The organism is Natronorubrum halobium (assembly GCF_051351675.1).
Classification (GTDB): Archaea; Halobacteriota; Halobacteria; order Halobacteriales; family Natrialbaceae; genus Natronorubrum.
In genome coordinates this window covers 795,033-819,889 of record NZ_CP195595.1, presented here as the reverse complement: position 1 = coordinate 819,889, position 24,857 = coordinate 795,033, and the positions used below count along the sequence as shown (strand labels likewise).

Here is a 24,857-nt window from a genome sequence, read left to right as displayed (position 1 = left end):
CGTCGGTACCCCGTTCGGCCGACGGCCCGTTTCTACGCCATCCCCGGTCCCGTCTCGCAGCCACGGACTGTTAAGAACCCCTGTTCCCAACGATAACGCACATGCCAAAGATCAGCGTCGAAATCCCCCAGGAACTACTCGACGATCTCGACGGTCACGTCGGCGACGACGGCAAGTTCGTCAATCGCAGCGACGCGATTCGGGCCTCCGTTCGGAAAACGCTCGATATCCTGGACGAGATCGACGAGCGCCACGATCGCCTCGAGAACGACGAACGCGACTAGAAATTACCATTGCAGAAGGTGTTATGTGGCGGGACGCGAGTGTGGTACCATGACCGCACCGGCGATCGAACGGCTGGACGACACCGATCCGCAGACGATCGAGTTCCCACTGACCGCGACCACACAGCGCGTGCTCCACGAAGCGATCGGTCACTGTTACGACGAACTCGCAATCAGTCGCGAACACCGCGACGACGGTGACGGCGTCCCCGCCGACGAACTGTTCGCCCACCTCGAGGCGCTCTACGTCGCGACGGGAGACGAATCGCTCTCACGACTCGAACTCGCGTACGAACGCGGCGACCGGTAGGGCGGTCGCGACGACGCGTCCGACGGGTCACCGGACCGCTCACTCGTCCTCGAGCGGCTCCGCGAACCCGAAGTTCGGTTTGACGTCCTCGACGCGAACGGTGACGACGTCGCCTTCCTCGGTCGACGGGACGAACAGTCGGTAGCCCTCGACCGAGGCGATGCCGTCGCCCTCGCTACCGACGTCGACGATCTCGACCTCGAGTTCGTCGCCCGTCGCTACCGGGGCGGTGAGACGCCCCTTGCCGATGAGGAAGATCTCGGAGGACTCGTCGCGGCTGGCTTTCGGGGACGTGGCGCGAACGTACTGGAACTCCTCCTCGACGTCCGCCCGGAAGTCGTCGACGTCCGGCCCCTCGAAGACCTTCACGACGAAGTTGCCGCCGGTGTCGAGCAGTTCGAGGGCCGTCTCGAACGCCTGTCGCGCGAGGTACAGCGACCGAGCCTGGTCGAGCGAGTACTCGCCGGACATGTTGGGCGCCATGTCCGAGACGACGGCGTCGACTTTCCCGCCCGCGGCCTCGACGACCCGCTCGCGGGTTTTCTCTTCGGTCATGTCCCCGCGGAGGGTTTCGACCTGGTCGGTCAGGGCCGGATCCTCGAGGTCCTTGATCCGCTGGAGGTCGACGCCGATGACGGTCCCCCGCGGACCGACCTTCTCGGCGGCGACCTGCAGCCAGCCGCCGGGTGCGGCTCCGAGGTCGACGACCGTGTCTCTGCCCTCGATGACGTTCTCGAGGTCGTCGAGCTGTTTGAGCTTGTACGCTGCTCGACTGCGGTATCCTTGCTGTTTCGCTCTGTTGTAGTAGTCGTCTTTCCGTGTCATAGTACGTGTCTCACGCGGTACCGCGGTCGAACCGATCGCGGGTCGGCGACTGACCGGCGGACTCGGTGCGGTCGGCGGTACCGGTCGGCTCGAGTAGCGGGCCGACCGTGTTCGCCTCCACGTACGGGACAGACGCGGAAAGACCTGCTGAAAACGATCCGCAGCGCCGCGAGACGGTCGGCGGTTCCACCGCCGGTCAGCCGCCGAACGGGAACCGGTTCCGGTATCGATCAGTTCGTCGAAGGTGGCAACTTCGTGCAGGCCGCTTACGGCCGCTGGTCTCGACCGATCGAGTATGGAAACGCCACCGGAACTCGAAACAGCGGCCGGCGATCGAGAGGAGATCACGATCACGAAACGCGAGTACGACGGCGAGCAGGTCATCGCGGTCGACTTCGGACCGACCGGCGACACCCCGTCGCTCGACGTCGTGGACGGGACGGCGATCGTCGTCGTCGACGGGACGCAACTCGAGTTCGACGTGCCCGCCGACGCGACCGACGTGACCGTCAACGACGGGATTCTGACGATCAGGGGATAGGTCGTCGTTCGACGGCCGGTCGTCAGCGGTCAGTCGTCGCGATCGTCAATCGTCGCGGTCGTCGCCCGGTTTTCGTCGTCGGCCGACGTCCTCCCCGGGCTCGAGGTCGGCCTCCGGATCGTCGTCTGTCACCTCGGACGGATCGACGTCGACGTCGCTCGCGTCGCTCGAGTCGTCCGCATCCGCTTCGTCGGACACCTCCGTCTCGTCTGCCGCATCCACATCCTCGGATTCGTCGACCTCCGCCGGCGCCTCCATCTCCTCGTCGGGATCGACTCGAGCACCCCCTTCGGCGGCGTCGTAGAACTCGTCGTCCTCGAGCATCGGCTCCGACTCCTCGAGGTCGTCGGTTTCGGGTCCGCTGGCCGTCCCGTCGACGTCGGACTCCGGTTCGGTGGGGTTCGACGTCACCGACTCGCCGGGGGCGTACTCGACGTCCTGTTCGCCGGGTTCGAGTTCGTCGGATTCGCCGTCCGCCGTGGTGCCCGTCGTGATGCTCTCGGCCTCGAACTCGGCCTCGAGCTGGACCGCCTCGTCGGTGATCCGGTCGACGACGTCGTCGGTGAGCGGGACGGACTCCACGGCGTCCCGCTCCCAGTCGAGGACGGCTCTGGTCGAGTCCGTGACTCCCTCCGCCGGTTCGACGTACGCGGTCTCGGGGTCGATATCCGCGACGACGCCGAGTATCTCGCCGGTTGCGGTCTCGACGGTCTTGCCGATGTCGTCGTCGGTGAAGGCTGGGCTCATACGGTGGGACTACCGTCGGTCGCGGGAAGCGATTCGTGCCTGCACACCCTGGGTCTCGAGCGGAGACGGTGACCCGTCGTCTCGGCCGGACGGTCCATCGATCGCAACGCGGTACAGCGGGGACGAACGGACGACGAGGACGGTAGCCGTGTGTTGAAGTATCACGAAATTCGCGAGATCCGCCGGTCGTGACGAAATCCGTCGCACCCGCCGTCCGTCTCCCGTGCGGTGTCACGGTGTTCGTTTCCCGGGGACAACCGTCGCCTATCTCCGTGCACGCTCCGTTTAGTGGGCCAATACAGCGGTCAGTTCGCGATAACTGACATATTACCTGAAAAACTAGAAAGAGCAGTAAAGTAGTTAAATTTTATATTTTTCAGTGTCAGTTTCAGTGCTCGAATGCAGTAGCAATCACCGATTCAGTCGAGTAGTACCAGCTCTCTCCCGAAGTAATCACCCGGCCCTAAACGGGCATTATGGCCGTTTGAGGCGGTTAGGCGTCGATATCGGGAACGGGTCCGTCGGCAGGTATCGACCGGAATACCGAGCGAGTTAGTCGCCGGTATATAACTCCCAGTTTCGGTACAGTCTCGATTTACAACAGCCATAACAATGTGTCATCCAAGAAGGTATACGACTGGCACTAGCGGTGAGTATCAATGAAATGTCTGATCTTCAATAACACACCGGCTCACGTTCATCAGTACAAACACGCCGTCCAGCGGCTCGAGGAACGAGGTCACGACGTTCTCGTCTTCGCCAGAAGCGACGAATTTACCGAAGCACTCCTCTCGTATCACGACCTCCCCTACGAAACGTACGGCAAACGGAGCGAGTCACTGCGGTCGCTCGCCTGGGAAATTCCGACGCATCTGTACAATATCGCCACCCGCGTCCAGAAGTTCGACCCGGACGTCATCTTCGGGAAGGGTCCGTACGCAGCAGCCGCCGGAATGCTGTCTCGAACGCCGGCGATCGCCGTACTGGATTCCGAGACGTCGTTCGATCACGTGGTCGCTCGGCCGTTCGTCCGAGCGATCCTGACGCCGACCGCCTTCCGGAAGGACCTCGGGAGCAAGCACTACAAGTTCTCGGGCGTGGCGGAGTCGGCCTACCTCCACCCGGACGTCTTCGAACCGAACCCCTCGATCCGGGACGACCTCGGTGTCGGCCCCGACGAACCCTACGCGATCGTTCGGCTCAACGCCTTCAACGGCCACCACGACGTCGGAAAGAAGGGGTTCTCGCTCGAGCAGCGGCGGCGGCTCCTCTCGGAGCTGTCGGAGCACGCGACCATCTTCGTCTCCGACGAGGGCGGCGACCTCGACTTCGACGACCTCCCGGCGCGGCCGTTCGACCTCCACCCGGCGAAGATGCACGACGCGCTCGCGGAGGCCGACCTGCTGGTCGCCGACACCCAGACGATGGTCACCGAGGCCGCGTTGCTCGGGACACCCGCGATCCGATCGAACTCGTTCGTCGGCGAGGCGGACATGGGGAACTTCATCGAACTCGAGCGAGAGGGACTCATCAGAAACCTCGAGTCGTTCGAGGACGTCCTCGAGCAGTCACAGGAACTGCTCGCGGACGATTCGACGACGGACGTCTGGGAACGGCGACGGGACGAGTACGTCGCGGACATGGACAACCTGACGGAGCTGATCTGTAACATCGCCACCTCCTACGGCGATACGCGAACGAAACAGACCGCCAAAACGGTCACGGGGGTGAACTGATGCGGGTCTGTTCGATCGTCGGCGCCCGACCCCAGTTCATCAAGGCCGCGGTCGTCTCGCGGGAACTGCGCGAGGTCGGCGAGGAGGTGCTGGTCCACACCGGCCAACACTACGACGAGGAGATGTCGGACGTCTTCTTCGAGGAACTCGGCATCCCGGAGCCCGACTTCAACCTCGGCGTCAAATCGGACACCCACGGCCGCCAGACGGCGAAGATGATCGCCGAGATCGAACCCGTCGTCGAGGAGACCGAACCGGACGTCGTCCTGCTCTACGGCGACACGAACTCGACGCTCGCGGGGGCGATCGTCGGGTCGAAATGCGACGTGGTCGTCGCTCACGTCGAAGCGGGTCTGCGGAGTCACAACCGGGAGATGCCCGAGGAGATCAACCGCGTGCTGACGGACCACGCCTCGGACCTCTGTTTCGCGCCGAGCGAACGGGCCGTCGACGCCCTCGCGAACGAGGGGATCACGGACGGCGTCTACTGGACCGGCGACGTGATGTACGACAGCATCCTCGAGGTCCGGAAGCGAGTCGCGGGTCAGTCGACGGTGCTCGAGGAGCTCGGACTCGCCGAGGACGAGTTCATCCTGTCGACCGTCCACCGACAGAGCAACACCGACGATCGGTCGAACCTCGAGTCGATCCTCGACGCCCTCGCGGACGCCCCGCTGCCGGTGGTGTTTCCGGCTCACCCCCGAACGATCGACCGACTCGAGGAGTACGGCCTTCGGGAGCGAGCGGAGGATGCACTCGAGATCATCGAACCGCTGGGCTACCTCGACTTCGTCCGACTGCTCGACACCGCCGAGCGCATCGCGACGGACTCCGGCGGGGTGCAGAAGGAGGCCTTCTTCCTCGAGACGCCCTGCGTAACGCTCCGAGAGGAAACGGAGTGGACGGAGACCGTCGACTGCGGCTGGAACGAACTCGTCGGCGCGGACGCCGACGCCATCCGCGAGGCGCTGCAGACCGATCGAACACCCGACGATACGCCGGAACCCTACGGCGACGGGAAGGCCAGCCGTCGAATCGCGGACATCCTCCAGCGACACGTCGACACCGCCGAGTCGGAGCTGGCGGTCGAACCGCTGGCGTCGGACTAACGCTGACGGTTGAACCGCTGGCATCGGCCCAACGCTTGCGGTCGAACCGTTCGCAGCGGACGAACGCACTCGGCCGTCGCTCACCTCGACTTCGCGGTCCCGTCCCGAATTCTCGCGAAACGGTCGCGATCGACCCGTTATGCGTCCTCGAGCGCCGCGTCGAGCGCCGACTCGATCGCGTCGACCTTGCTCCGGTCGTAGAGCGCGGCCGCCGGGTGAAACGACGGTCTGACGGGCCGGCCGTCCCGTTCTCGCTCCTGGCCGTGCAGGTCGGTGATCGTCTCGTCCGTCTCGAGGATCTCGCTCGTCGCGAAACTGCCCATCGGCACGATAACGGACGGATCGACGCGTGCGATCTCGGCCTCGAGCACCGGCCACCAGGCCTCGATCTCGTCGACGTACGGGTCGCGGTTCTCCGGCGGCCGCACCTTGACGAGATTCGTGATGTACAGCTCCCGCCGGTCGGAGCCGATCGCCTCGAGCGTCCGATCCAGTTGCTGGCCGGCCTGCCCGACGAACGGTTCGCCCTGGGTCACTTCCTGCTCGCCGGGAGCCTCACCGACGAGCATCACGTCGGCCGAGAGCGGGCCGACGCCGGGGACGAACCCGTCGGCATCGCGGTGCTCGTCCGGGACGGTCTCGAGCGCGTCGGCGAACTCGGTCTCGAACGTCCACTCGGAGTGTTCCGGGTCGCTCATCGGGGCGGGCTACGGCCGCGTCGAAAAACACGGTTTCCTTGCGCACGCACCCTGCTATAGTAACAACTGAAACGATTTACACACTGATCGCACAGTCGTCGTGCGATAAGATGTGCATTGACTTTCAGTGGCTACTATAGGCGAGTTCGATCGATATGGGGCGTATTCAGGCGCTACTATTAGGCGCGTGGCAGGAGTCGAATCGATCGTGGCCGACACTCCAGACGTCGAGATGGTAGAAACCGAAGACGACTACATCCACGTCCGATTTCGCGACCCTGACCGCTACGACGAGATCCGAACGCCCGACTGGGCGACGGAGCCGGCCGAGTCGGTCTCCGAAGGGAGCGAGGTCCGAACCGGCAAAGTCGAGGGCGAGGACGACTGGGAGGTGACCAGCGTCCTGATCAAAAAGAGCGTCGGCGAGGAGAAGGCCGAGGAGCAGGCACGCGAGATCGTCGAGAAGATCGAGTCGTAAGCGGCGCGTCGGTCTCCCTCGACGCGTCGCTCGGGTTCGGTTGCGAACGACGGGCCAGCAGTTTTCCCGCCGAAGCGTGGACGTTCGACTATGGGTCGAGAGATTACGACGGACGTCGCAGGCAATCGCGTGATCGACAGCAACGGCAACGAGATCGGCGTCGTCACCGACGTCGACGACGAGGACGGAACGGCGTACGTCGAACCGAACCGGGAGGAACTCGGCGGCGAACTCAAGACCCGCCTCGGATGGGGCTCCGACACCGCGAGTACGTATCCGTTGCGCAACGACGCGATCGGCGAGATCACCGACGACGCGATCCAGTTACGCGACGAGTACTGAGCGCCGTCGCGGAATCGAGACACCGAGTGTGCCTCGCCCGCGCGTAAAGGGTGGCTTTTTATGGCAACCGTCCGTACCCCGAGCTATATGTTCAAGGCCATCGTGAGCGCGGCAACGCTCACCAGCGCGCTCGATTCGGTGAGCGTGCTGGTCGACGAGTGCAAAATCCACCTCGAGGAAGACGGCCTCGAGATCCGGGCCGTCGACCCCGCCAACGTCGGCATGGTCGACCTCTCGCTCGAAGCGGCGGCGTTCGAATCCTACGAAGCCGACGGCGGGCTGATCGGTGTCGACCTCTCGCGACTCGAGGACATCGCGGGCATGGCCGAATCCGGCCAACTCGTCCAGCTCGAACTCGACGAAGAGACGCGCAAACTCCACATTCAGATCGACGGGCTCGAGTACACGCTCGCGCTCATCGACCCCGACTCCATCCGCCAGGAGCCGGATATTCCGGATCTCGACCTGCCCGCGGAAGTCATCCTCGAGGGTAAGGACGTCAACCGCTCGGTCAAGGCTGCCGACATGGTCAGCGACCACATCGCACTCGGCGTCGACGAAACTGACGAGTTCTTCTACGTCAACGCGGAGGGCGACACCGACGACGTCCACCTCGAACTCACCCAGGACGACCTGATCGACCTGCAGGTCGGTCCAGCCCACTCGCTGTTCTCACTGGACTACCTCAAGGACATGAACAAGGCGATTCCGTCCGACACCGAGGTCACGCTCCATCTCGGCGAGGAGTTCCCCGTCAAGATCTACTTCGGCTTCGCGGAGGGGCAGGGACAGGTCACCTACATGCTCGCACCGCGCATTCAGAGCGACTGAGTCTCCCTCGCGACGAGGACTCGTTTCCGGAGTGAGCGTATTCTGCCGTCGACACGCATCGTCGTACTTAAAAGTCATACATAGTAAGGTGACATTCTACCAGTCTCTTTACAGTAGAGCGGCGTATGCCCTCCGCAAACGATCCCGCCGACACGACAGAGCCGCGCGAAACGAGTTACGTCGCGACGTTCGATCCCGCCGGCGAGCGGGCGAGCGAAGCCGTCGTCACGGCAGTCTCGGCGCTCGTCGGCTCGAGGCCGGTCGATCTCGACCCCCTCTACGAGGTCGTCGAACCGGACGCGCTCGACTCGCTGGTCGAGCACGCTCAGCGGGGCGACACCGGTACCCACCAACTCTGGTTCACCTACGAGGGATACGACATCGGCGTCCGAAGCGACGGTCTGATTCGGATCCGCGACGACCCCATCCCGGCGAGCCGATAACCGGACTCGAGTCAGCGTCGGCGACCGATCGCGAGTCTCCGACACTCGAACCCGAACGAGTCGCCCGCGTCCCCGTTCTCCTCCCCGTCTATCGCCGACGTTCTCACAGCAGGGAGTCGTCAGTCGTGTTCCTCGAGAAACGCCAGCAGTTCCTCGTTCACTCGCTCCGCGTCCTCGATGAAAAACAGGTGCGAACCGCCCTCGAAGCGCTCGAGTCGGGCGTTCGGAATCCCCTCCTCGAGCAGCGTCCCGTTCGCCGCGGGGACGACCCGATCGTCGGTTCCGTGGAGAACCAGCGTCGGCACCCGAATGCTATCGAGACGGTCGCTGACGTCGAAGTTCAGGACGGCGGCGGCCTGGGCTTCGCGGGCCGGATCCGCGGCGTCCTGCTCGAGTCGCCACTCGAGGATTCGGTCCATCAGATGGGGGTTTCGGTTCGTGAACCGTTCGTTGAATGCGGGCCGCATGCGATGGCGTAACTTCTCCCGCTCGCTGGCACCGTCGGGCACGTCGAAGATGAACTCCTGGGTCTCCTCGGGGACCGGGACGGCGTCCGGACCGCCGTGGCTCGTACAGCAGAGCGTGAGGGTCTTCGCGCGGGTGTACTCGATCGCGTAGCGCTGGGCGATCATCCCGCCCATGCTCGCGCCGACGATGTGGGCCTCCCGGATGCCCGCGTCGTCGAGGACGGCCTCGAGGTCGGCGGCGAGCCCGCCGATGGAGTAGCCGGCCAGTTTGAAGATGAGCGGCGCGCGGAGCGTTCGGGGTAGCCGCGGGAGGACCGGCGGCAGTCCGGTATCGGACCGGCCCGTCCCGCGGTTGTCCGGCGCGACCACGTCGTAGCCGTCGCGGACGGCCTCGCGTTGCCATCGCCACATCCACCGGCCGTACCCCAGTCCCTGCACGAAGACGACCGGCGTTCCGCCGGCTTCACTCTCGTCGCGATCGTAATAGATCGACACACCGTCGCGTATCGCCCGTGGCATACTCGGAGTGACGTATCGGATCCCCTTGAAATCGACCCTCATTTGCGCCGTGAGCACCGGAAGTAGCCGGTCATCGAGCGATCCAATCGTCGGTTACCACCCCCGACGATCCGGCGAACAATCAGCGGGTTTAACCCCGCGCAGTAACATCCCATTACCGATGCAGCGACTGCACGCCCGGTACCCGTTCCTCGGGGCTGCCCGCGACGCGGTGGCGACGGAGGCCGTCGATCTGGCCACCGTCGTCGAGCAGGACGAGGCGGTCGTCGACCGCGCTCGCGAGCGCGTCGTGGCGGCCCTCGAGGACGGCGAAACCGGCGAACCGCGGCGAGGGCCCCGCGTCGAGTTGCTCTCCTACCCCGTGGCGCGCGTGCTCGTCTCGCTGGTCGAGGAGCGCGTCCTCGTGCGCAAGTACGCCCGCGCCGAGGCCGCGACCGCCTACGACCGCTTTACGGACGATCTCGAGGAAACGACCGAACTCAAGAGCGTCGAATCGACGGGACTCGACCTCGAGACGCTACTCTCCGAGTTCGACCTCCACGGCGAGGTCCGAGAGACGTCCGACGGCTACCGGATCGACGTCGGGACCTACCTGCCGCTGGCCGAGGACTGCTGGGACGACGAGTGGCGGCTCGTCAACCGCGCGCTGGCCGACGGCGAGGTGCCGGTTTCGGAAGCCGAACTCCTCGTCTTGCTCCAGGAGGCCATCCGGAGCCGTATCGAGGACGGCCTTCCCTTCGACGTCCCGGAGGTCATCGCGACCGCGCTCGAGGACGAGGCCGCCGAGATTCGGGAGGTGCTGGCCGACCTCGAACTGACCCAGGATATCGACACCGTCGTTCCCGACCTGTTCCCGCCGTGCATGAAGGCCCTGCTCGATCAGATTCAGAAGGGCGAGCACCTCCCGCACCACTCCCGGTTCGCGATCACCGCCTTCCTGGCGAACATCGGGATGACGACCGACGAAATCGTCGACCTCTACCGCGTCAACTCGTCGTTCGGCGAGGAGATGACGCGCTACCAGACCGACCACATCCGCGGCGACTCCTCTCCCACGGAGTACTCGGCGCCCTCCTGTGCGACGATGCAGTCCTACGGCGACTGCGTGAACAAAGACGATCTCTGCGAGCGCATTCCCCATCCGATGGCCTACTACGAGCAGCGGATCGACGACGCCGACGACGAGGACGTCGAGGACTGGCGAGAGGAGGGCGACGAGAGCCAGGAAGCGAGCGGCGATTAGCCGGTCACACGACCTTCGCGGTCACGAGCACAGTACCCGATCACTCGATTACTCGCCGGACGGATCCTCGGACAGTTCGTCGGCCCGTTGCTGAATGTCCTGTAAGGCCTGTTCCTGTTCACCGCGAGCGAGTCCACCGGACTCGACGTGTCGACCCTCGTACTGCCACGAGGGTATCGCATCCCAAACGTCGGACTCACCGTCGGCGTCACTGCCCTCGTCGTCGCCGTTCGTCCCCGAGGTCGATCCGGACGACGACAGCAACAGAACGACTCCGAGCACGGCCAGAATAGCCAGTGCGCCGCCGGCGAGTAGCGGATCGACGACGGCGGTCGTCCGTACGAGCACCGACGAACCGAGGAGTCCGAAGACGGCGACCGCGGCGAGCCGCCATCGACGGCCGTTCGATCCCGCTCGCGACTCCGAACTGGCGTCGGGAGTGTCCATAGTTTGATGTCATTTACGGACCGTGAAAAAGGTGCCGCCGGTTGGCCGAACCGCCTTCGGTCGACGTAGTCGGGCGGGCTCAGGCCGCACTCTGGGCGTCAGGATCGTCGTCCGTCTCGAGTCCCTCCTCGGGGTCGTTCAGGAGGAACGCGAGGGCGAAACCGACGGCGGTCAGCAGGAGGATGAAGCCGACGATCGCGATGACCAGCAGTTCACCGCCTTCGGTCGACATGGTTTCGCCGTTGGCGGTGTACTGAGAGCCGATACCGATCATGGCGCCGAGCATCAGGAGGACAGCGGAGATAGCGACGACGATTTCGATGATTCGCTCACGCTCGAGCATTATCGGATCGATTTCGGCGGACCGGTCAAAAGCGCTTCGAAGGGCGCGTCGGCGCGATCGGAACGACGACCCGATCGATCGGTCTGCCAACTGGCCGCAGTGGCACCCCTGACGTAATCGCACGGCTACATGCCGGGTGACAGCCGCTGAGTGACTGGAGTGCTCGTGACCGACGGCGGTCGACAGTCCCCGGGTCAATCTCCACTCGAACTGAAGGGGTCATCCGTCGAGGCCCTCATAAAGCAGCTGCCAGCAAGTGCCGGCAGACGCGTTATATTGCTCGAATGCCTAGGAAGATCGAATAGCCAATCGACTACGTACAAGCCGATCAGCACGTCCTGATCGCACCGCTCCCGACGCACCTATGAACACAACAGCGTCACCGAAAACACCACTGCCAGTACCGTCTAGCAACCGCCTCGAGGCGCGGGCGCGCCGCGCCCGCACCGAACCGATGTCCGTCCTCTCGCTGGGCGACGGCCTCTACGAGGTCGAGTCGGCCAGCAACCACACCTATCTCGTCGACCTCGAGGGTGGTCGCTGCACCTGTCCGGATCACATCTTCCGCGAGGCTCGCTGCAAGCACATCCGCCGGGTCGCCATCGAGATCACCGACGGCCGAACGCCCCCGCCGGGCGAGGTCGCCGTCGCGTGTCACGACTGCGGGACGACCGTCTTCGTCGACGAGGACGCGGCGAACGCGCCCGCCTACTGCGACGAACACGCGATCTGGCCGGGCGACGCGGTCCGCGACCGCGAAACGGACGACCGACTCACCGTCGTCGACGTCTCCGACCTGCGGGCCGACGCGGTACAGATCGGCGCGGCCGACTGTACCGTCGCCGACTACGCGACGAACGAGGAGTACGACCCCGACGTCCCCGTCGTCGGGGCCGTCTACCCCCACGCGACTGTCGCCACGAACGGCGTCGTCCCGGGTTCGCTGAAGGTCTACGTCTTCCCGCGGACGCGACTCGAGAAGGCGGAATAGCGTTCGCTTCGGCAGTTCACAGACCGATCTCACACTTCCCGTTGGACAGCCGTTGATCGGTCGGTACCGCCACGGACGTCTGACGTCGAACCGCCATCGATGTCCGCGATCGATCCGTCACCCGCACGGTAGATCACCGTTCCGAACGGGTCAGCCGGATACCTGCCCACGAATCGTGACCCTCGAGTCCGTAAACGATCGAAAACGGACCAGGCGTTGACTCACGCCCGTTTTATTGGCATTCGCCAACAACTACCAGGGTATGAGCGACGGGATCGACCACGGCCAGTTCGAGGAGGGACGCCACGTCAACTACTGGGACCTCGATCACACCCTCGAGCGCGAGTTGCGCCGAATCTACACCGACGCGGAGTTCGACTGGGCCGAGTCGAGACTCGAGGAGTTCGGCGGGATCGTCGGCCACACGATCGCGGACAACGCCGATTACGTCGACGATCACGGCCCGGAACTCGAGCCCTACGACAAACACGGGGAGGTGCAGAACTTCGTTCGCTACCCCGCCGAACAGCTCGAGAACGAGCGGCTGGCCTACGAGATGGGGATCGTCGCCGACTCGTTTACGGCCCCGCCCGGCCGCGAGGAGCCGATGCCGCTCTCGCACAACCTCGCGATGCAGTACCTCTTGTGTTACGCCGACCCCGGCTTCGACTGTCCGGTGGCGATGACCGCGGGGGCGGCGCTCGTCCTCGAGAAGTTCGACGACGGGTCGCTCGAGGAGTACTACGAGGGGCTGACGAGCCGGATTTACGAGGACCTGATCGAGGGCGCGATGTTCCTCACCGAGAAACAGGGCGGCAGCGACGTCGGGGCGAACGAGACGCGCGCCGAGCGGGACCCGGAGGCGGAGTGCTGGCGACTCATCGGCGAGAAGTGGTTCTGCTCCAACATCGACGCCGAAGGGACCCTCGCGCTCGCCCGAACCGACGACGCACCCGAGGGCACGCAGGGACTGTCGATGTTTCTGGTCCCCCACGCCGATCCAGACGAGGGACCTGTCACAAAAGGGAACCGGGTCGAGGACGGCCCGCTCGCACCCGACGAGGTGAACGACCAGCTTTACCGTCGGCTGAAGGACAAACTCGGCACGATCGCCGTCCCGACCGGCGAGGTCGAGTTCACCGGCGCGAAAGCCCACCTCGTCGGCGAGGAGGAGAACGGCTTCAAACAGATGACCGAGATGCTCAACCTCGAGCGGCTCTCGAACGCCGCCGCCTCCTGCGGGATCATCGGTCGCGTGCTGCTCGAGAGCAAGATCTACGCCGCGAATCGCGAGGCCTTCGGCGAGACGATCGACCAGTATCCGCTTATGAAGGCGGATCTGGTCGATATGGCCGTCGACCACGAGGCGGCGATGGCGTACACGTTCGAGGCGGCGCGGCTACTGTCCGAGCGCGAGCGGGCGGAACGCGGCGAGGAGCCGTCCGCGGACGGGACCGACGCCGAGGACACCTACCGCCTGATGCGCCTGCTGGTTCCGATCGCCAAAGCCAGAACGGCGCGGATGGCCGTCGACACCGCCTCCTACGGGATGGAGATCCACGGCGGCAACGGCTACGTGAACGACTTCGTCACCAACCGGCTGCTCCGGGACGCGCAGGTGCTGCCGATCTGGGAGGGGACCGAGAATATCCTCTCGCTGGACGTGCTCCGGGCGCTCGAGCGCGAGGACGCCCACGAACCGCTGTTCGAGGCGATCGAGAACCGACTCGAGAGCGTCTCACACCCGGCGCTCTCGGAGACCGCCGAAACGATCGAATCGGAGTACCACGACCTCGCGGGCGCGCTCGCGATGCTGGCCGGCGAGGACGGCGAGTACGCACAGCTCTCGGCCAAGCGCCTCGCCCACTACGTCTTCGACGTGTTCACCGCGGCGCTGTTGCTCGAGGAGGCGCAAACGGAACTCGACGAGGGCGACGGGAGAGTGGCGCTCGTGGCCCGGCGATTCGTCGCGAACGAACTCGAAACCGCCGACGCGCGAGGGATTTCGAGCGGCGACAGGTTCGCACTCGAGGCGTTCGAACCGATCGTCAGAAACGCGTCGGTCGATCCCGAAACGCTCTCGGAGCCGGTGACGGCGGACGACTAGGGGAGATCGTCAGTCGAGTTCGGAGCCGTCCTCCGAGTACTCCAGTTCGACCCCGTTGTCGACGAGCACGTTCCACCACACCCACCAGAACGCCAAGTAGAGGACCGAAGCCCCCGCTGCGAAGGCCAACATCGGCTCGGCTGGTGGTAGTGTCATGTCACGCGCCTCCGTCGCGTCTTGAGGTCGGTGTCGTCCGTGCGTCGTCGATACGAGTGTGTGAACGCGACACACGGACAAATAGGTTCGCCCTCCCGCAGTCGTTCGATTAGGGACGGTGCAGTCGACCGGAGTAGCGCGACTCGGTCGGCCCGCTCACTCGAGTATCTCCGCGGCCTCTTCGACGTCCATCACGCCCTGTTCGACGGCGTTGAGCACGCGAAGAACGTCTTCGTCCGGCCCGTCGTCGGCGTCGTCGCCGACCTCCTCGAGCGTCACCTTCTCGCTCTCGCCGACGAACTCGGCGAAGTCGGTGCCGTCGGCGATGGCCGTCTCCTTCTTGACGCGGTAGTTGCCGCCGTCGGTGACGTAGAGGTCGCCGGGATGGAAGAAATACCAGTCCTCGCGGTCGAACCGAACGCCGATGCGCGGTTTCGCGCCGAAGTTCCGTGCGAAGTAGATCAACGCCTCCACTTCCTCGCCGGTGAGATAGATGGGGTCACCCGAACTCGATTTCGCTTCGATCGCGTAGAATTGCTCGCCGTCGCCCGCGAGGACGTCCGGCAGTTCACGTTCCGTCGCGGAACCGCTCGCGGGTGCACGCATGACCGCGAACCCGGCCTCGTCGAGCGCGTTGACGAGTTCCCGTTCGCGTCGGTCACCCTTCGCCTGAGACATACAGGCTCTCGCCCGCGTGCCCTAATAAAGGGACGGAGAGCGCGGCGAAACTGATCGGGAGACTACAGCGGGATCGTCGCGACCGCTTCGAACAGCAATGACGGGGCGGTTCCGGCCTCGTCGATGCCGAACTCGATCGCGAGGTAGAGCATCGTGAACTGGAAGGCGTTGAGCACGGCGTGGGCGGCGGTCGGCACGAGGAGGTTGTCGGTCTTCGCGTAGAGGTAGCCGAAGATGATGGAGCCGCCGAACATGATCGTGAGCGACGCGAGCGTCGCGATCATCGTTTCGGCGATGAGGTACATCGGAAGGTGAACGAGCGCGAAGATAGTGCTCGTGACCAGAACCGCCTGCATCCGGTTGAACCCCGCGTACAGGCGTTTCTGGATGACGTTTCGGAAGAGGAACTCCTCGGCCGGGGCGTTGAAGAAGAAGACGATGAAGATCATGATCAGGATCATCGTCTGGTTCTCGCCGATGATGTCCATGACCTGACTCTCCGCCGCGGGCACGTCGAGCACCATAAAGAGGATGCTGATAGCGTAGAGGAAGACGATGACGCCGACGCTGCCGCCGATCAGGTACTTCCAGTCCGTTCGCGTCGGGACGCGGAAATCGATCCACGACAGGCCCCGGTCGGTGGCGAACAGATAGATCACGCCGGCCAGCGCCATCCCGACGAAGTTCAGGATCAGGAGCAGCGTACGGCCGCCGATCGAGGCGTCGCCCAGTGAGCCGTTGGCGACGACGTCGAGTAACGCGGGATCGACCAGAAAGGCGGGGAGCATCGCGAACTCCGACATGAGGAGACCGAAGACCGTCAGCCCGATAGCGACGAACGTCGAGCGGAGCGGCGCACCGTCACGGGGTTCCGAATGCGAGGGCGTTTCCATACGGACGGCTACGAGAGCCCCCGCCTTGGATGTTCCTTTCTCGAGACAACACCGGGAAACGGTCGAGAACGGTCGTCCGAGCGGCCGGCTTACGGCTCGCCGACGAACGAGAGCGCGCCGTTCTCGAACAGTTGCGCCAACAGCCGCTGTTGGCCGATCCGGAGGTGACGATTGACCGTCGGCTGGGTCACCTCGAGCATCTCGGCGATCTCCTCGCCGGTGCTCTCGCGCGGCCACTCGAAGAAGCCGGCTAGATACGCCGTTCGGAGCACCTCGAGTTGGCGGTCGGTCAGGTCGTCGAACAGCGACGTCACCTGTCTCGTGTGGGTCGCCCGCCTGACGTGCTGTCGAGACTGGAGGTCGACGCTGGTGTAGCGCTCCGCGAGCATCTCGACGAACTCCCTGACGTCGGTCGTCGTGGAGACGTCGACGGTGACCGCCATCCGGTCGCCGTCGGCGGTGATCGACCGCGGGCTGGCCCCGTGACGAACCAGTCGCGAGGCGACGACGTCGCCCGTCACGGACGCCTCGAACAGACACTGGTCGTCCGACTCGGTGACGAGTCGGGCGTCCGTAACGGAGACGAGATCGTCGAGGACGGCCCGAACGTCGGCCGGCGCGACGCCGTCCGTCTCGAAGAACAGGACTGTTTCCGATCCGGAGTCGGCGCCGAGTCCCTCGTACGTGACGGTCGCGCCGGTCTTCGTCGCGATTCGGGAGAGGACGTCGTCGCCGCCCTCGAGGTCGATCGTCAACTCGACGAGCGTCTCCGCGTGCAACGCCTCCTGCGTCTTCGCCGCGTTCGTCGCGTTCGCGATCCCCTCACCGAGTTCCGCGAACACCGTCCGCTCGAGGTCGGTGAAAGCGTCCGGTTCGTCGGCGTACACGGTCAGCACGCCGTAGCTGTACTCCTCGAATGACAGCGGCACGGAGATGACCGACTGGAAGCCTGCGTCGAGGGCGCTGGTCCGCCACGGCTCGTCTTTGAGGCCCTCGACGACGTTCTCGACGACCGTCGGCTCGGAGACGCCGACGGTCCGAACGGACGGCTCGTTCGCGCCGGCCTCGAGATCGAACAAGGCCGCGTCCAGGTACTCCGGTTCGGTGCCGGCCCAAGTCCGCGGCTCGAGCGTCGTTCCGGCGGCGTCGACGTCGCCGATCCAGGCGAACGCGACGTTGTCGGCCTCGACGAGCCGTTCGGGGACGGTCCGTTCGATCTCCTCGCGGCTGTCGGCGCCGACGAGCGATCGGTCGATGCCCCGAATGATCTCGGTGACCTGTATCTGCCGTCGGAGCCGCCGGTTCTGCGCCTCCAGTTCCGCGTCGCGTTCCCGGAGACTCGCCTCGCTCTCGAGGCGGTCGAACGCGGCTTCGGTCGTCGCGACGAGGGTCTCGACCAGTCGTCGCGCCTCGTCGTCGATCGTGGCGGGCGGGGCGACCAGAACGAACACGCCGTGGTCGCCGATCGGGACCAGCAGGCCGCCCGGCACGTCGCCGCCGAACAGCGGCGAGCGGTCGCCGGTCGCGGCGTCGTCGACGACCGTCTGTGAGCCGGTCAGGTAGGTGTTCCAGAGCACGGAGTCGCTGTCACTCACCGCGATCGACGGCGCACCGCCGGCCCGGTCGACGAAATCGGCCGTGAGCGCGGTCGGTTCGAACCGATTCGTTTCCGAATCGAGCAGGTAGACACCCGCGCTCCCGGGCTCGAGGATGTCCGCGGCCGTCTCGACGACCAGTTCCGCGACCGCCGACTCCGTCTCGGCGTTGAGCAGCTCTCGAGCGGTTTCGTGGAGCGACTCGAGCGCGAGTTCGCGCCCTTTCTGCTCGGTGATATCCTTGACCGAGCCGCGATACTTGCGGAGGTCGCCGTCGGCGTCGAAGATCGGCTCACCGCTCGCTCGAACCCACCTGCTCTCGTCCGCCTCGGGTTGCAGGCGCGCCTGGAAATCGTACGGTCGCTCGGCGTCTATCGCGTTCCCGAGTCGGGTGCGAACGAGCGACCGGTCGTCCGGATGGTAACACTCGAGGGTCGTCTCGAGCGTCGGCGTGACGTCGCGGGACAGTCCGTGTAACCGATAGCACTCGTCGGTCCAGGTCGCTTCCGGCGGCTCGGCGCGGACGTCCAGTTCCCAGCCGCCGACCTTCGCCATGCGCTGGACGCGCTCGAGCAAATCCGTCGCCCGCTCGAGGTCGCGCTCGCGCTCCTTGCGCTCGGTGATGTCGCGGACGACGCCCGCGGTGCCGGCGAACTCGCCGTCGTCCATCGGTAACAGCGCGACGTGATTCTCCGTCTCGATTACATCGCCGTCCGCGGTCCCGAGGGCCATCTCGAACGTCCTGTACGGTTCGCCCTCGCGGAGCAGGTCACGCACCAGCTCCCTGGCCGTCTCGAGATCCGCGCTCGTCATGACGTCCGCGACGTCCTTCTCGAGCATCTGCTCGCGTTCGTAGCCCGTGAGCGACTCCATCGCGTCGTTCACGAACTGGAACTCGCCCGATTCGTCGAGCGTGTACACCGGGTCGCCGATCGCCTGAATGATCGTCTCGTAGCGCTCGAGTTCGCGTTCGCGCCGTTTGCGATCGGTGATGTCCTGAAACGAGCCCTGGATCTTGACGACGGCCCCGTTTTCGCGGACCGGTTCACCGATCGACCGGACCCACCGCTGGTCGCCGTCGTCCGTAATCAGGCGGAGTTCCAGATCGTACGCTTCGCCCGTATCGGCGGCGCGCTCGACTGCCGTCCGGATCTCCGTCTGATCCTCCGGATGATAGAACCCGAGTGACCGTTCCAGGTCGATCTCCTCGTTCGGTGACAGCCCGTGAATCCGGGAAACCTCGTCGGTCCACTCGAGATCGTACGAATCGTCTCGGACGTCGAGCTCCCAGGCGCCGATGTTCGCCAACCGCTGTGACTGCTCGAGGAGCCGCGTGGTCCGTTCGAGACGTCGTTCGTTTTCGATCCGTTCGGTAACGTCGGTGATGACGCCCTCCAGCGACTCGAGCGTGCCGTCCGCCGCGAAGACGCCGCGACCGCGTTCGCTGAGCCAGCGGCGCTCGCCGTCGGCCGTCTCGATCGGGTACGTCACCTGAAACGGGCCCCGTTCGTCGACGGCGTCCTGCACCGCCTCCCAGAGTTCGTCGTGATTCTCGACGAGGACGTCGGCAGCCCAGTTCACGTCGCCCGACTCCAGCGGTTCGGGCTCGTATCCGGTAAGCTCGGCACAGCCCTCACTGACGAAGTCGAAGGGCCAATCCGGCTCGTTCCGACACCGGTACACCATCCCGGGAACGTTGCTCATCAGCGTCGAAAGCTGGCGTTCGTGCTCTTTCCGTTCGGAGATGTCGCGCCCGATTCCCGTGACGACGGAGTTCCCGTCGAGGTCCTCGAGTCTGGAGCCGACGAACTCGTAGGGAACCGAGTCGCGATCGGCGGTGTTCAGAGAGACCTCCACTCGCGCAGAGCCCGTCTCGAGGGCCTCGTCGATCGCGTCGGCGATCAGACATCGATCCGCCGGCGCGAAGAACTCGCAGGCGTTCATCGACTCGATCTCCGCGTCCGAGAAGCCGGTCACCGACGAGAGCGTCTCGTTCCACCGCTGGACGTCGCCGTCCTCGTCGATAACGTAGAAGACGTCGTCGACGGCGTCGAGCAGGGAATCGGTGTACTCCGTGTACCGCTGTAACTCCCGTTCGCGCTCGCGTAACTGCCGCTCGCGCTCCTTCGGCTGGCTGATGTCGTTGTTGATCCCGACCATGCGCCGGCCCCCGTCTTCGCCGCTGACGAGCCGACCGCGGGAGCCGACCCAGATCCAGCTCCCGTCCTCGTGTCGCAGCCTGAACCCCTCCTGAAACAGCTCGTCGTTCTCGATCGCTCGGTCGAGCACCGCCTCGATTCGGGGCAGATCATCCGGATGGACGCGCCGTCTGAAGGCATCGTACGTTCCCTCGAATTCCCCGGGGTCGAGCCCCACGAGACCCTCTAACGTCTCGTTCCAGACGACGTCGTTCGTTTCCAGATCCAACTGCCAGATACCGGTGTTCGTTCCGTTCAGTGCGAGTTCGAGGCGCCGTTTCGTCTCGCGGAGGTCCCGTTCGCGGGCTTTCTGTTCGGTGATGTCGCGACTGATGGCCACGTACCGATTCGCCTCCGCGAGATCGAGGTGGAGCAGGTGCACCTCCACGGGGAACTCCGAGCCGTCGCGACGCCGATATCGCCCCTCGAACTTCCGACGGTCACCGACCGACATCTCCTCGAGTATCGACCGAACGTCGTCCGCGTCGACCAGTTGATCGTACGTCCAGATTCCCGTTCCGAGCAACTCGTCCTCCTCGTATCCGAGTTCGTCACGGAGCCGTCGGTTCGCGTCGACGACCCGTCCGTCGGTGTCGAGGACGTCGATCATGTCGGGCGAACTCTCGAACAGCGCCTCGAGTCGTGCGTTCGTCGTTTCCAGCCGTCGTTCGCGTTCCTTGCGGGCCGTGATATCGCGACCGGAGACGACGATCGACACGACGTCACCCGCTTCGTTCGTCACCGGACGAACCGTGCCGGTCACCCACCGTCGGCTCCCGCCCGGATCGTTCAGCTGTGCTTCGTACTCGACGTACTCTCCATCCCCAGCGCGGTCGATCCACTCCTGTACGTCCGCCGTCGGCGTCTCCGACCACCGGGGCATCGCTCGGAACGGCTCGCCGATCACCGCCTCCCGATCGACGTCGGTGTACTCGAGGGCCGTCTCGTTGATCCGTCGCACCGTCCCGTCCGGGTCGAGCACGCCGACCAGCGTCTTCGGATCGTCGAAGACGGCTTCGAATCGTCGGTCGCGCTCCCGAACCGCCGTCGTGAGCTCCTCGATGGCCGCCGACAGTCGGCCCAGTTCGTCGTCGCGCTCGAGGTCGAACGTCGGCTCCGTCTCCCGAATTCGGCCCGGTTCGTGCTGAACCGTGCCGTCCAGGACTGGGCCGTTCCGATCCGTGCCGTCCGGGGCTGGACCGTTTCGACTCGTGTCGTCCATGGCCGCTCCGCTCCGGTCCGATCCCTTCGAAATGGGTCCGTTCCGCTTCGTTTCCGTCCGGTCTGGCTCTCCGGGTGATCCGTCCGTAAACCGGGCGACGAACGCCTCGAGGTCGGTCGCGAGTTGCTCGAGGGCAGTGTCGCGGTCGGGGTCGCCGGATGCGGCGAGCCCGAACAGGAACGGAAGGAAGATTGGGAGGTCCGACACCGGTTCCGGTACCGTCCCGGTGAGACTCGACGTCGTCGGTTCCACGGGAGTCGACGCCATCGTCAGCAGACCGATCCACGTGCCGAACACGAGCGCGACGATGCCGAGACCGAGTACTCGTCTCTTCCGATCGGAAAGACGTGCCAATGATCCCCCACGAAGCGAAGGGATAGTCATACGACACGTACGCAACCCCTGCAGATGACGTTCATGGTTCCGCAATATTTGCCGGGCGATACGTGTAGTGGGTCACGCAGCCAGTAAACGGATTCGACGAGCAAAGTGCAGTCGATCGAGACTGTCGGCGACGACTCCGACGATGTCATCCGGACGCCGTCGTCCAGTTTCGAGGGGGCTTCTATACACGTAGTGTCGCGACCGCGGCGATATTACGTGTATAATGGACAGGAGAATAGCCATCGTTCGCGTTCGTGCTGACAACATGCCCGGAACGACGCTCGACTTTCACAACGATTCGATCAGTCTCTCCGTTATCGATGCCCTCGCAGACGCGATCGGGACCGATCCCACCGAACTCGACCCCCTCTACCACGTCGTCGATTCCGAAGCGCTCGATCAGTTATTCACGGAAAACACGACGGTCAACGGTCGGATTCAGTTCTCGTACGGCGACCACGCGGTCGAAGTGCGAAGCGACGGGACCATTCTGATCGACGGAACGGTCCATGATCGTGCATAAGCGGCGGCTACTGCCGAACCGAGCGACGCTCCCGTCGACACTCCTCGAGAGTGTTCGGCTTCATCACTCGATTCGAGTGGAGGGCCCCCGATGACGATTCCGCCGATGGAAGCGATCGACTGCGACTCCTCACCGATCACCGCCCTCGTCGTGACGACCGATCGCCAGTACGGTGCCCGACTCGAGACGACCGTCGCCGACGACGTCACGATCCGGACGGCCGAGTCGATCACGGACGCGATGGCACGGCTCGAGGACGTCGACTGTCTCGTCAGCGAGTACGCGCTGGCGGACGGCGACGGGATCGACCTGCTCGACCGAGTGAGGGACAGGGACCCGAGACTGCCGGTCGTCCTCCTCGTCGACGAGAGCGACGAATCCGCGGTCGCCGTCGAAACGATTCAGTCCCGACGATGGGTCGACTGCGTCACACAGCGCGGCGCGACGACGCTCACCGACCGGCTGCGCCACCGGGTTCGAACCCTCGTCGAACACCGGCGGCTCGCTGCCCGCTCTCGCCGGTCGCTTGCCAGCGTCGAACTCGCACAGGACGCGGTCGCCATCACCACGCCTGACGGCACGCTCGAGTTCGCCAACCGATCGTTCGCCGTGCAGTTCGGTGCCGACCGCGACGACCTCCTCGGGACCGCCTGGCAGACGCTGTTCACCGACGCCTGCGTCGAGCGACTCGAGACGGCCGCCATTCCGACCGTCGCGGACGGCTGGCGCTGGACCGGCAGCTGTACCGGACAACGAGAATCGGGTGAACTGTTCGATGTCAGGATTCGGCTCGGGGGGCTCGAGGACGGGAGTCTCGTGTTCGGGGTGGACACGCCGGCTAGTGACGGTGGAGAGAACGAGGCGGCGTAACCGGAGACGCGGTGCTCGAGTTGTGAAGTTACTCGGGAGAGACACCGAGGCTATTCTCGTAGCGACCGCTGGTACAGACAAGCGTTCTGCTCGTGCTGGCGGCAACGATTTCCACGTCCTCCCCGACCGATTTCTGCTCACGGGTGCGAAGCACCCGTTTGCATGGTTCGCGGGACCTCCGGTCCCGCGCTAACGCTCGTTCGTAGACTCACTCGCTCATCCCTCGCACACTGTCGACGACGCGCTCTCACGATGTTCGAGCGCGTCGCCAGTGCGCGCCACCGCAGAGAAACAGCACGAGTGAGTTCGAGACGTTCGTAGTCGCTATTTTCGAGGTGCTCCGGGTGAAACCGCTTACGTTCCGTGGTCCCACGACCCCATGTAGTCGCGCTGGGTGTCCGTCAGCGAGTCGAAGTCGACGCCTTCGGCCTCGAGTTTGATCTCGGCGATCTCCGTGTCGAGTTCGTCGGGGACGTCGTGGACGCCCGCGTCGTACGCGTCGCTGTTCTCGAGCATCTCGCGCACGCAGACGGCCTGCACGCCGAAGGACTGGTCCATCACTTCGACCGGGTGGCCGAGCGAGACGGGCGCGGCGAGATTCACGAGTCGCCCCTCGGCGATGACGTTCAGTCGACGGCCGTCGGCCATCTCGTAGGCCTCGACGCCGTCGCGGGCCTCGTAGCGGTCGACCGCGAGGTCGTCGAGCGCATCGAGGTCGATTTCGATATCGAAGTGACCCGCGTTGGCGAGCAGGACGCCGTCCTGCATCTCCTCGAAGTGCTCGCGGACGACGACGTCGCGGTTGCCGGTCGTCGTCAGGAAGACGTCACCCACTTCGGCGGCGTCGGCCATCGGCATGACGTCGTAGCCCTCCATGTGGGCCTCGAGCGCGCGGCGCGGCTCGACTTCGGTGACGATCACGTTCGCGTTCTGGCCCGAGGCCTTCCGTGCGACGCCCTTGCCGCAGTAGCCGAAGCCGGCGACGACGACGTTCTTGCCGGCCCACGAGAGGTTCGTGGTCATGGCGATCGACGCCAGCGAGGACTCGCCGGTGCCGTGGACGTTGTCGAAGAGGCGTTTCATCGGCGTGTCGTTGACCGCGAAGACGGGATAGTCGAGCGCGCCGTCTTCGTCCATCGCGCGCAGGCGGTGGACGCCGGTGGTCGTCTCCTCGGCACCGCCGACGATGCCGTCGATCAGTTCCGGGTAGTCCTCGTGGATCGCGGCGACGAGGTCCATCCCGTCGTCGACCGTCACGGTCGGTTCGTGGGCGATGACGGCCTCGATCGCGGCGTAGTACTCCTCGTCGTCGACGCCGCGTTTGGCGTAGCTCGTGATGTTCTCGTGTGCGTCGAGGGCGGCCGAAACGTCGTCGTGAGTCGAGAGCGGATTGCAGCCCGTCACCGCGACCTCGGCGCCGCCCTCCGCAAGCGTCTCGACGAGGATCGCCGTCTTCGCCTCGACGTGCATCGCCATCGCGATGCGCTCGCCCTCGAAGGGCTGGTCGGCGACGAACTCCTCGCGAACGTGCTCGAGGATGGGCATGTGCTGGGTCGCCCAGTCCATCTTTCGGCGGCCCTCCTCCTGTGCGGCCTCTAGATCCGCCAGTTGCTCGCTGATCGGCGGATAGGCAGTATCGGTCATACGGTAAGTGAGTGCGACCGGAGCCAAAACCCTACCGAACCGTCGTTGGCAGGGGCCGACTCGATCCCAGTTTCCTCGAGCCGTGTCACTCGAGCAGGTAAAAAACGGTTACAACGGAACGGTCGGTGTGGACCGGGTCCACGCGATTCGGTTCGATCGGGACGCCTAGCGTACCGTCAGCGTCGCGATCGGTCCGAACGGCGGCGACGGGATCGTGCCTCTGACAAGGGAGA

25 protein-coding genes are annotated in these 24,857 nt (G+C 65.0%); 14 read left to right on the top strand and 11 right to left on the bottom strand.

Annotation, left to right across the window (positions count from 1 at the left end):
* The first annotated feature begins 101 nt into the window (after positions 1-101).
* Both ACSFC7_RS03990 and ACSFC7_RS03985 read left to right on the top strand, forming a co-directional pair.
* Entirely contained in the window at positions 102-284 is a 183-nt protein-coding gene (locus tag ACSFC7_RS03990; RefSeq protein ID WP_436346470.1) for a ribbon-helix-helix domain-containing protein, read from the top strand.
* A 49-nt stretch (positions 285-333) separates the two neighbouring features.
* Positions 334-594 carry a hypothetical protein gene (locus ACSFC7_RS03985; RefSeq protein ID WP_436346469.1) on the top strand — a complete coding sequence of 87 codons (261 nt, stop codon included), beginning with the start codon at positions 334-336 and terminating at the stop codon, positions 592-594.
* A gap of 39 nt (positions 595-633) precedes the next feature.
* Here ACSFC7_RS03985 and ACSFC7_RS03980 read toward each other — a convergent pair whose 3' ends face one another.
* Positions 634-1,419: a 23S rRNA (uridine(2552)-2'-O)-methyltransferase gene (locus ACSFC7_RS03980; RefSeq protein WP_436346468.1), complete on the bottom strand. Its 786-nt coding sequence runs from the start codon at positions 1,417-1,419 to the stop codon at positions 634-636.
* A gap of 295 nt (positions 1,420-1,714) precedes the next feature.
* Between ACSFC7_RS03980 and ACSFC7_RS03975 the strand changes: the two genes are divergently transcribed.
* Positions 1,715-1,960, top strand: a complete 246-nt coding sequence (locus ACSFC7_RS03975; RefSeq protein WP_436346467.1) for a DUF7127 family protein — start codon at positions 1,715-1,717, stop codon at positions 1,958-1,960.
* 45 nt (positions 1,961-2,005) lie between these two features.
* Here ACSFC7_RS03975 and ACSFC7_RS03970 read toward each other — a convergent pair whose 3' ends face one another.
* Positions 2,006-2,707, bottom strand: a complete 702-nt coding sequence (locus ACSFC7_RS03970; protein WP_436346466.1) for a hypothetical protein — start codon at positions 2,705-2,707, stop codon at positions 2,006-2,008.
* Positions 2,708-3,366: 659 nt separating this feature from the next.
* Between ACSFC7_RS03970 and ACSFC7_RS03965 the strand changes: the two genes are divergently transcribed.
* Positions 3,367-4,443 carry a DUF354 domain-containing protein gene (locus ACSFC7_RS03965; protein WP_436346465.1) on the top strand — a complete coding sequence of 359 codons (1,077 nt, stop codon included), beginning with the start codon at positions 3,367-3,369 and terminating at the stop codon, positions 4,441-4,443.
* Entirely contained in the window at positions 4,443-5,552 is a 1,110-nt protein-coding gene (gene wecB / locus ACSFC7_RS03960; protein WP_436346464.1) for a non-hydrolyzing UDP-N-acetylglucosamine 2-epimerase, read from the top strand. Before ACSFC7_RS03965 ends, wecB begins: the two co-directional genes overlap by 1 nt.
* A gap of 137 nt (positions 5,553-5,689) precedes the next feature.
* Here wecB and ACSFC7_RS03955 read toward each other — a convergent pair whose 3' ends face one another.
* Positions 5,690-6,250: a uracil-DNA glycosylase gene (locus ACSFC7_RS03955; protein ID WP_436346463.1), complete on the bottom strand. Its 561-nt coding sequence runs from the start codon at positions 6,248-6,250 to the stop codon at positions 5,690-5,692.
* A gap of 208 nt (positions 6,251-6,458) precedes the next feature.
* Here ACSFC7_RS03955 and ACSFC7_RS03950 point away from each other — a divergent pair, with 208 nt between their 5' ends.
* The 4 genes from ACSFC7_RS03950 (at position 6,459) to ACSFC7_RS03935 (ending at position 8,344) form a co-directional block, all read left to right on the top strand.
* Positions 6,459-6,728, top strand: coding sequence for a hypothetical protein (locus ACSFC7_RS03950; protein ID WP_436346462.1), 270 nt, complete (start codon positions 6,459-6,461; stop codon positions 6,726-6,728).
* Positions 6,729-6,818: 90 nt separating this feature from the next.
* On the top strand, positions 6,819-7,070 hold the full coding sequence (locus ACSFC7_RS03945) for a PRC-barrel domain containing protein (protein ID WP_436346461.1): 252 nt from the start codon (positions 6,819-6,821) through the stop codon (positions 7,068-7,070).
* 87 nt (positions 7,071-7,157) lie between these two features.
* Entirely contained in the window at positions 7,158-7,901 is a 744-nt protein-coding gene (locus ACSFC7_RS03940) for a DNA polymerase sliding clamp (RefSeq protein ID WP_436346460.1), read from the top strand.
* A gap of 125 nt (positions 7,902-8,026) precedes the next feature.
* On the top strand, positions 8,027-8,344 hold the full coding sequence (locus tag ACSFC7_RS03935; protein ID WP_436346459.1) for a HalOD1 output domain-containing protein: 318 nt from the start codon (positions 8,027-8,029) through the stop codon (positions 8,342-8,344).
* 119 nt (positions 8,345-8,463) lie between these two features.
* Here the strand turns inward: ACSFC7_RS03935 and ACSFC7_RS03930 are convergent, their stop codons facing one another.
* Positions 8,464-9,330 carry an alpha/beta fold hydrolase gene (locus ACSFC7_RS03930; protein WP_436346458.1) on the bottom strand — a complete coding sequence of 289 codons (867 nt, stop codon included), beginning with the start codon at positions 9,328-9,330 and terminating at the stop codon, positions 8,464-8,466.
* 160 nt (positions 9,331-9,490) lie between these two features.
* Between ACSFC7_RS03930 and priL the strand changes: the two genes are divergently transcribed.
* Positions 9,491-10,573 (top strand): DNA primase regulatory subunit PriL, encoded by a 1,083-nt coding sequence (priL, locus tag ACSFC7_RS03925; RefSeq protein WP_436346457.1) that lies wholly within the window; start codon positions 9,491-9,493, stop codon positions 10,571-10,573.
* Between the two features lie 48 nt (positions 10,574-10,621).
* Here the strand turns inward: priL and ACSFC7_RS03920 are convergent, their stop codons facing one another.
* Together ACSFC7_RS03920 and ACSFC7_RS03915 are read right to left on the bottom strand one after the other, a co-directional pair.
* Positions 10,622-11,020 (bottom strand): hypothetical protein, encoded by a 399-nt coding sequence (locus tag ACSFC7_RS03920; RefSeq protein ID WP_436346456.1) that lies wholly within the window; start codon positions 11,018-11,020, stop codon positions 10,622-10,624.
* A 79-nt stretch (positions 11,021-11,099) separates the two neighbouring features.
* Positions 11,100-11,363, bottom strand: coding sequence for a DUF7472 family protein (locus tag ACSFC7_RS03915; protein ID WP_436346455.1), 264 nt, complete (start codon positions 11,361-11,363; stop codon positions 11,100-11,102).
* 364 nt (positions 11,364-11,727) lie between these two features.
* Between ACSFC7_RS03915 and ACSFC7_RS03910 the strand changes: the two genes are divergently transcribed.
* Positions 11,728-12,354 carry an SWIM zinc finger family protein gene (locus ACSFC7_RS03910; RefSeq protein WP_436346454.1) on the top strand — a complete coding sequence of 209 codons (627 nt, stop codon included), beginning with the start codon at positions 11,728-11,730 and terminating at the stop codon, positions 12,352-12,354.
* 262 nt (positions 12,355-12,616) lie between these two features.
* The gene (locus tag ACSFC7_RS03905; RefSeq protein ID WP_436346453.1) at positions 12,617-14,461 is read left to right on the top strand and encodes an acyl-CoA dehydrogenase family protein; all 1,845 of its coding nucleotides are present in this window, start codon (positions 12,617-12,619) and stop codon (positions 14,459-14,461) included.
* Between the two features lie 9 nt (positions 14,462-14,470).
* On the opposite strand, the gene ACSFC7_RS03900 is transcribed toward ACSFC7_RS03905, so the two are convergent.
* The 4 genes from ACSFC7_RS03900 to ACSFC7_RS03885 form a co-directional block, all read right to left on the bottom strand.
* The gene (locus ACSFC7_RS03900) at positions 14,471-14,617 is read right to left on the bottom strand and encodes a hypothetical protein (RefSeq protein WP_436346452.1); all 147 of its coding nucleotides are present in this window, start codon (positions 14,615-14,617) and stop codon (positions 14,471-14,473) included.
* Between the two features lie 156 nt (positions 14,618-14,773).
* On the bottom strand, positions 14,774-15,295 hold the full coding sequence (gene hjc, locus ACSFC7_RS03895; RefSeq protein WP_436346451.1) for a Holliday junction resolvase Hjc: 522 nt from the start codon (positions 15,293-15,295) through the stop codon (positions 14,774-14,776).
* A gap of 62 nt (positions 15,296-15,357) precedes the next feature.
* On the bottom strand, positions 15,358-16,188 hold the full coding sequence (locus ACSFC7_RS03890) for a CPBP family intramembrane glutamic endopeptidase (protein ID WP_436346450.1): 831 nt from the start codon (positions 16,186-16,188) through the stop codon (positions 15,358-15,360).
* A gap of 89 nt (positions 16,189-16,277) precedes the next feature.
* Entirely contained in the window at positions 16,278-21,143 is a 4,866-nt protein-coding gene (locus ACSFC7_RS03885) for a PAS domain S-box protein (RefSeq protein ID WP_436347901.1), read from the bottom strand.
* Positions 21,144-21,852: 709 nt separating this feature from the next.
* Between ACSFC7_RS03885 and ACSFC7_RS03880 the strand changes: the two genes are divergently transcribed.
* Together ACSFC7_RS03880 and ACSFC7_RS03875 are read left to right on the top strand one after the other, a co-directional pair.
* Complete coding sequence (locus tag ACSFC7_RS03880; RefSeq protein ID WP_436347900.1) at positions 21,853-22,110, top strand: HalOD1 output domain-containing protein; 258 nt, start codon at positions 21,853-21,855, stop codon at positions 22,108-22,110.
* Positions 22,111-22,200: 90 nt separating this feature from the next.
* Complete coding sequence (locus ACSFC7_RS03875) at positions 22,201-22,980, top strand: PAS domain-containing protein (protein ID WP_436346449.1); 780 nt, start codon at positions 22,201-22,203, stop codon at positions 22,978-22,980.
* 354 nt (positions 22,981-23,334) lie between these two features.
* On the opposite strand, the gene ACSFC7_RS03870 is transcribed toward ACSFC7_RS03875, so the two are convergent.
* The gene (locus tag ACSFC7_RS03870) at positions 23,335-24,624 is read right to left on the bottom strand and encodes an adenosylhomocysteinase (protein WP_436346448.1); all 1,290 of its coding nucleotides are present in this window, start codon (positions 24,622-24,624) and stop codon (positions 23,335-23,337) included.
* Positions 24,625-24,857 lie beyond the last annotated feature (233 nt).

What these genes read in the sequence shown, in the direction of transcription:
- ACSFC7_RS03990 (WP_436346470.1), top strand. Translation starts at nt 102, where the DNA reads ATGCCAAAGATCAGCGTCGAAATCCCCCAGGAACTACTCGACGATCTC.
- ACSFC7_RS03985 (WP_436346469.1), top strand. Translation starts at nt 334, where the DNA reads ATGACCGCACCGGCGATCGAACGGCTGGACGACACCGATCCGCAGACG.
- ACSFC7_RS03980 (WP_436346468.1), bottom strand. Translation starts at nt 1,419, where the DNA reads ATGACACGGAAAGACGACTACTACAACAGAGCGAAACAGCAAGGATAC.
- ACSFC7_RS03975 (WP_436346467.1), top strand. Translation starts at nt 1,715, where the DNA reads ATGGAAACGCCACCGGAACTCGAAACAGCGGCCGGCGATCGAGAGGAG.
- ACSFC7_RS03970 (WP_436346466.1), bottom strand. Translation starts at nt 2,707, where the DNA reads ATGAGCCCAGCCTTCACCGACGACGACATCGGCAAGACCGTCGAGACC.
- ACSFC7_RS03965 (WP_436346465.1), top strand. Translation starts at nt 3,367, where the DNA reads ATGAAATGTCTGATCTTCAATAACACACCGGCTCACGTTCATCAGTAC.
- wecB (WP_436346464.1), top strand. Translation starts at nt 4,443, where the DNA reads ATGCGGGTCTGTTCGATCGTCGGCGCCCGACCCCAGTTCATCAAGGCC.
- ACSFC7_RS03955 (WP_436346463.1), bottom strand. Translation starts at nt 6,250, where the DNA reads ATGAGCGACCCGGAACACTCCGAGTGGACGTTCGAGACCGAGTTCGCC.
- ACSFC7_RS03945 (WP_436346461.1), top strand. Translation starts at nt 6,819, where the DNA reads ATGGGTCGAGAGATTACGACGGACGTCGCAGGCAATCGCGTGATCGAC.
- ACSFC7_RS03940 (WP_436346460.1), top strand. Translation starts at nt 7,158, where the DNA reads ATGTTCAAGGCCATCGTGAGCGCGGCAACGCTCACCAGCGCGCTCGAT.
- ACSFC7_RS03935 (WP_436346459.1), top strand. Translation starts at nt 8,027, where the DNA reads ATGCCCTCCGCAAACGATCCCGCCGACACGACAGAGCCGCGCGAAACG.
- ACSFC7_RS03930 (WP_436346458.1), bottom strand. Translation starts at nt 9,330, where the DNA reads ATGCCACGGGCGATACGCGACGGTGTGTCGATCTATTACGATCGCGAC.
- priL (WP_436346457.1), top strand. Translation starts at nt 9,491, where the DNA reads ATGCAGCGACTGCACGCCCGGTACCCGTTCCTCGGGGCTGCCCGCGAC.
- ACSFC7_RS03920 (WP_436346456.1), bottom strand. Translation starts at nt 11,020, where the DNA reads ATGGACACTCCCGACGCCAGTTCGGAGTCGCGAGCGGGATCGAACGGC.
- ACSFC7_RS03915 (WP_436346455.1), bottom strand. Translation starts at nt 11,363, where the DNA reads ATGCTCGAGCGTGAGCGAATCATCGAAATCGTCGTCGCTATCTCCGCT.
- ACSFC7_RS03910 (WP_436346454.1), top strand. Translation starts at nt 11,728, where the DNA reads ATGAACACAACAGCGTCACCGAAAACACCACTGCCAGTACCGTCTAGC.
- ACSFC7_RS03905 (WP_436346453.1), top strand. Translation starts at nt 12,617, where the DNA reads ATGAGCGACGGGATCGACCACGGCCAGTTCGAGGAGGGACGCCACGTC.
- ACSFC7_RS03900 (WP_436346452.1), bottom strand. Translation starts at nt 14,617, where the DNA reads ATGACACTACCACCAGCCGAGCCGATGTTGGCCTTCGCAGCGGGGGCT.
- hjc (WP_436346451.1), bottom strand. Translation starts at nt 15,295, where the DNA reads ATGTCTCAGGCGAAGGGTGACCGACGCGAACGGGAACTCGTCAACGCG.
- ACSFC7_RS03890 (WP_436346450.1), bottom strand. Translation starts at nt 16,188, where the DNA reads ATGGAAACGCCCTCGCATTCGGAACCCCGTGACGGTGCGCCGCTCCGC.
- ACSFC7_RS03880 (WP_436347900.1), top strand. Translation starts at nt 21,853, where the DNA reads ATGCCCGGAACGACGCTCGACTTTCACAACGATTCGATCAGTCTCTCC.
- ACSFC7_RS03875 (WP_436346449.1), top strand. Translation starts at nt 22,201, where the DNA reads ATGACGATTCCGCCGATGGAAGCGATCGACTGCGACTCCTCACCGATC.
- ACSFC7_RS03870 (WP_436346448.1), bottom strand. Translation starts at nt 24,624, where the DNA reads ATGACCGATACTGCCTATCCGCCGATCAGCGAGCAACTGGCGGATCTA.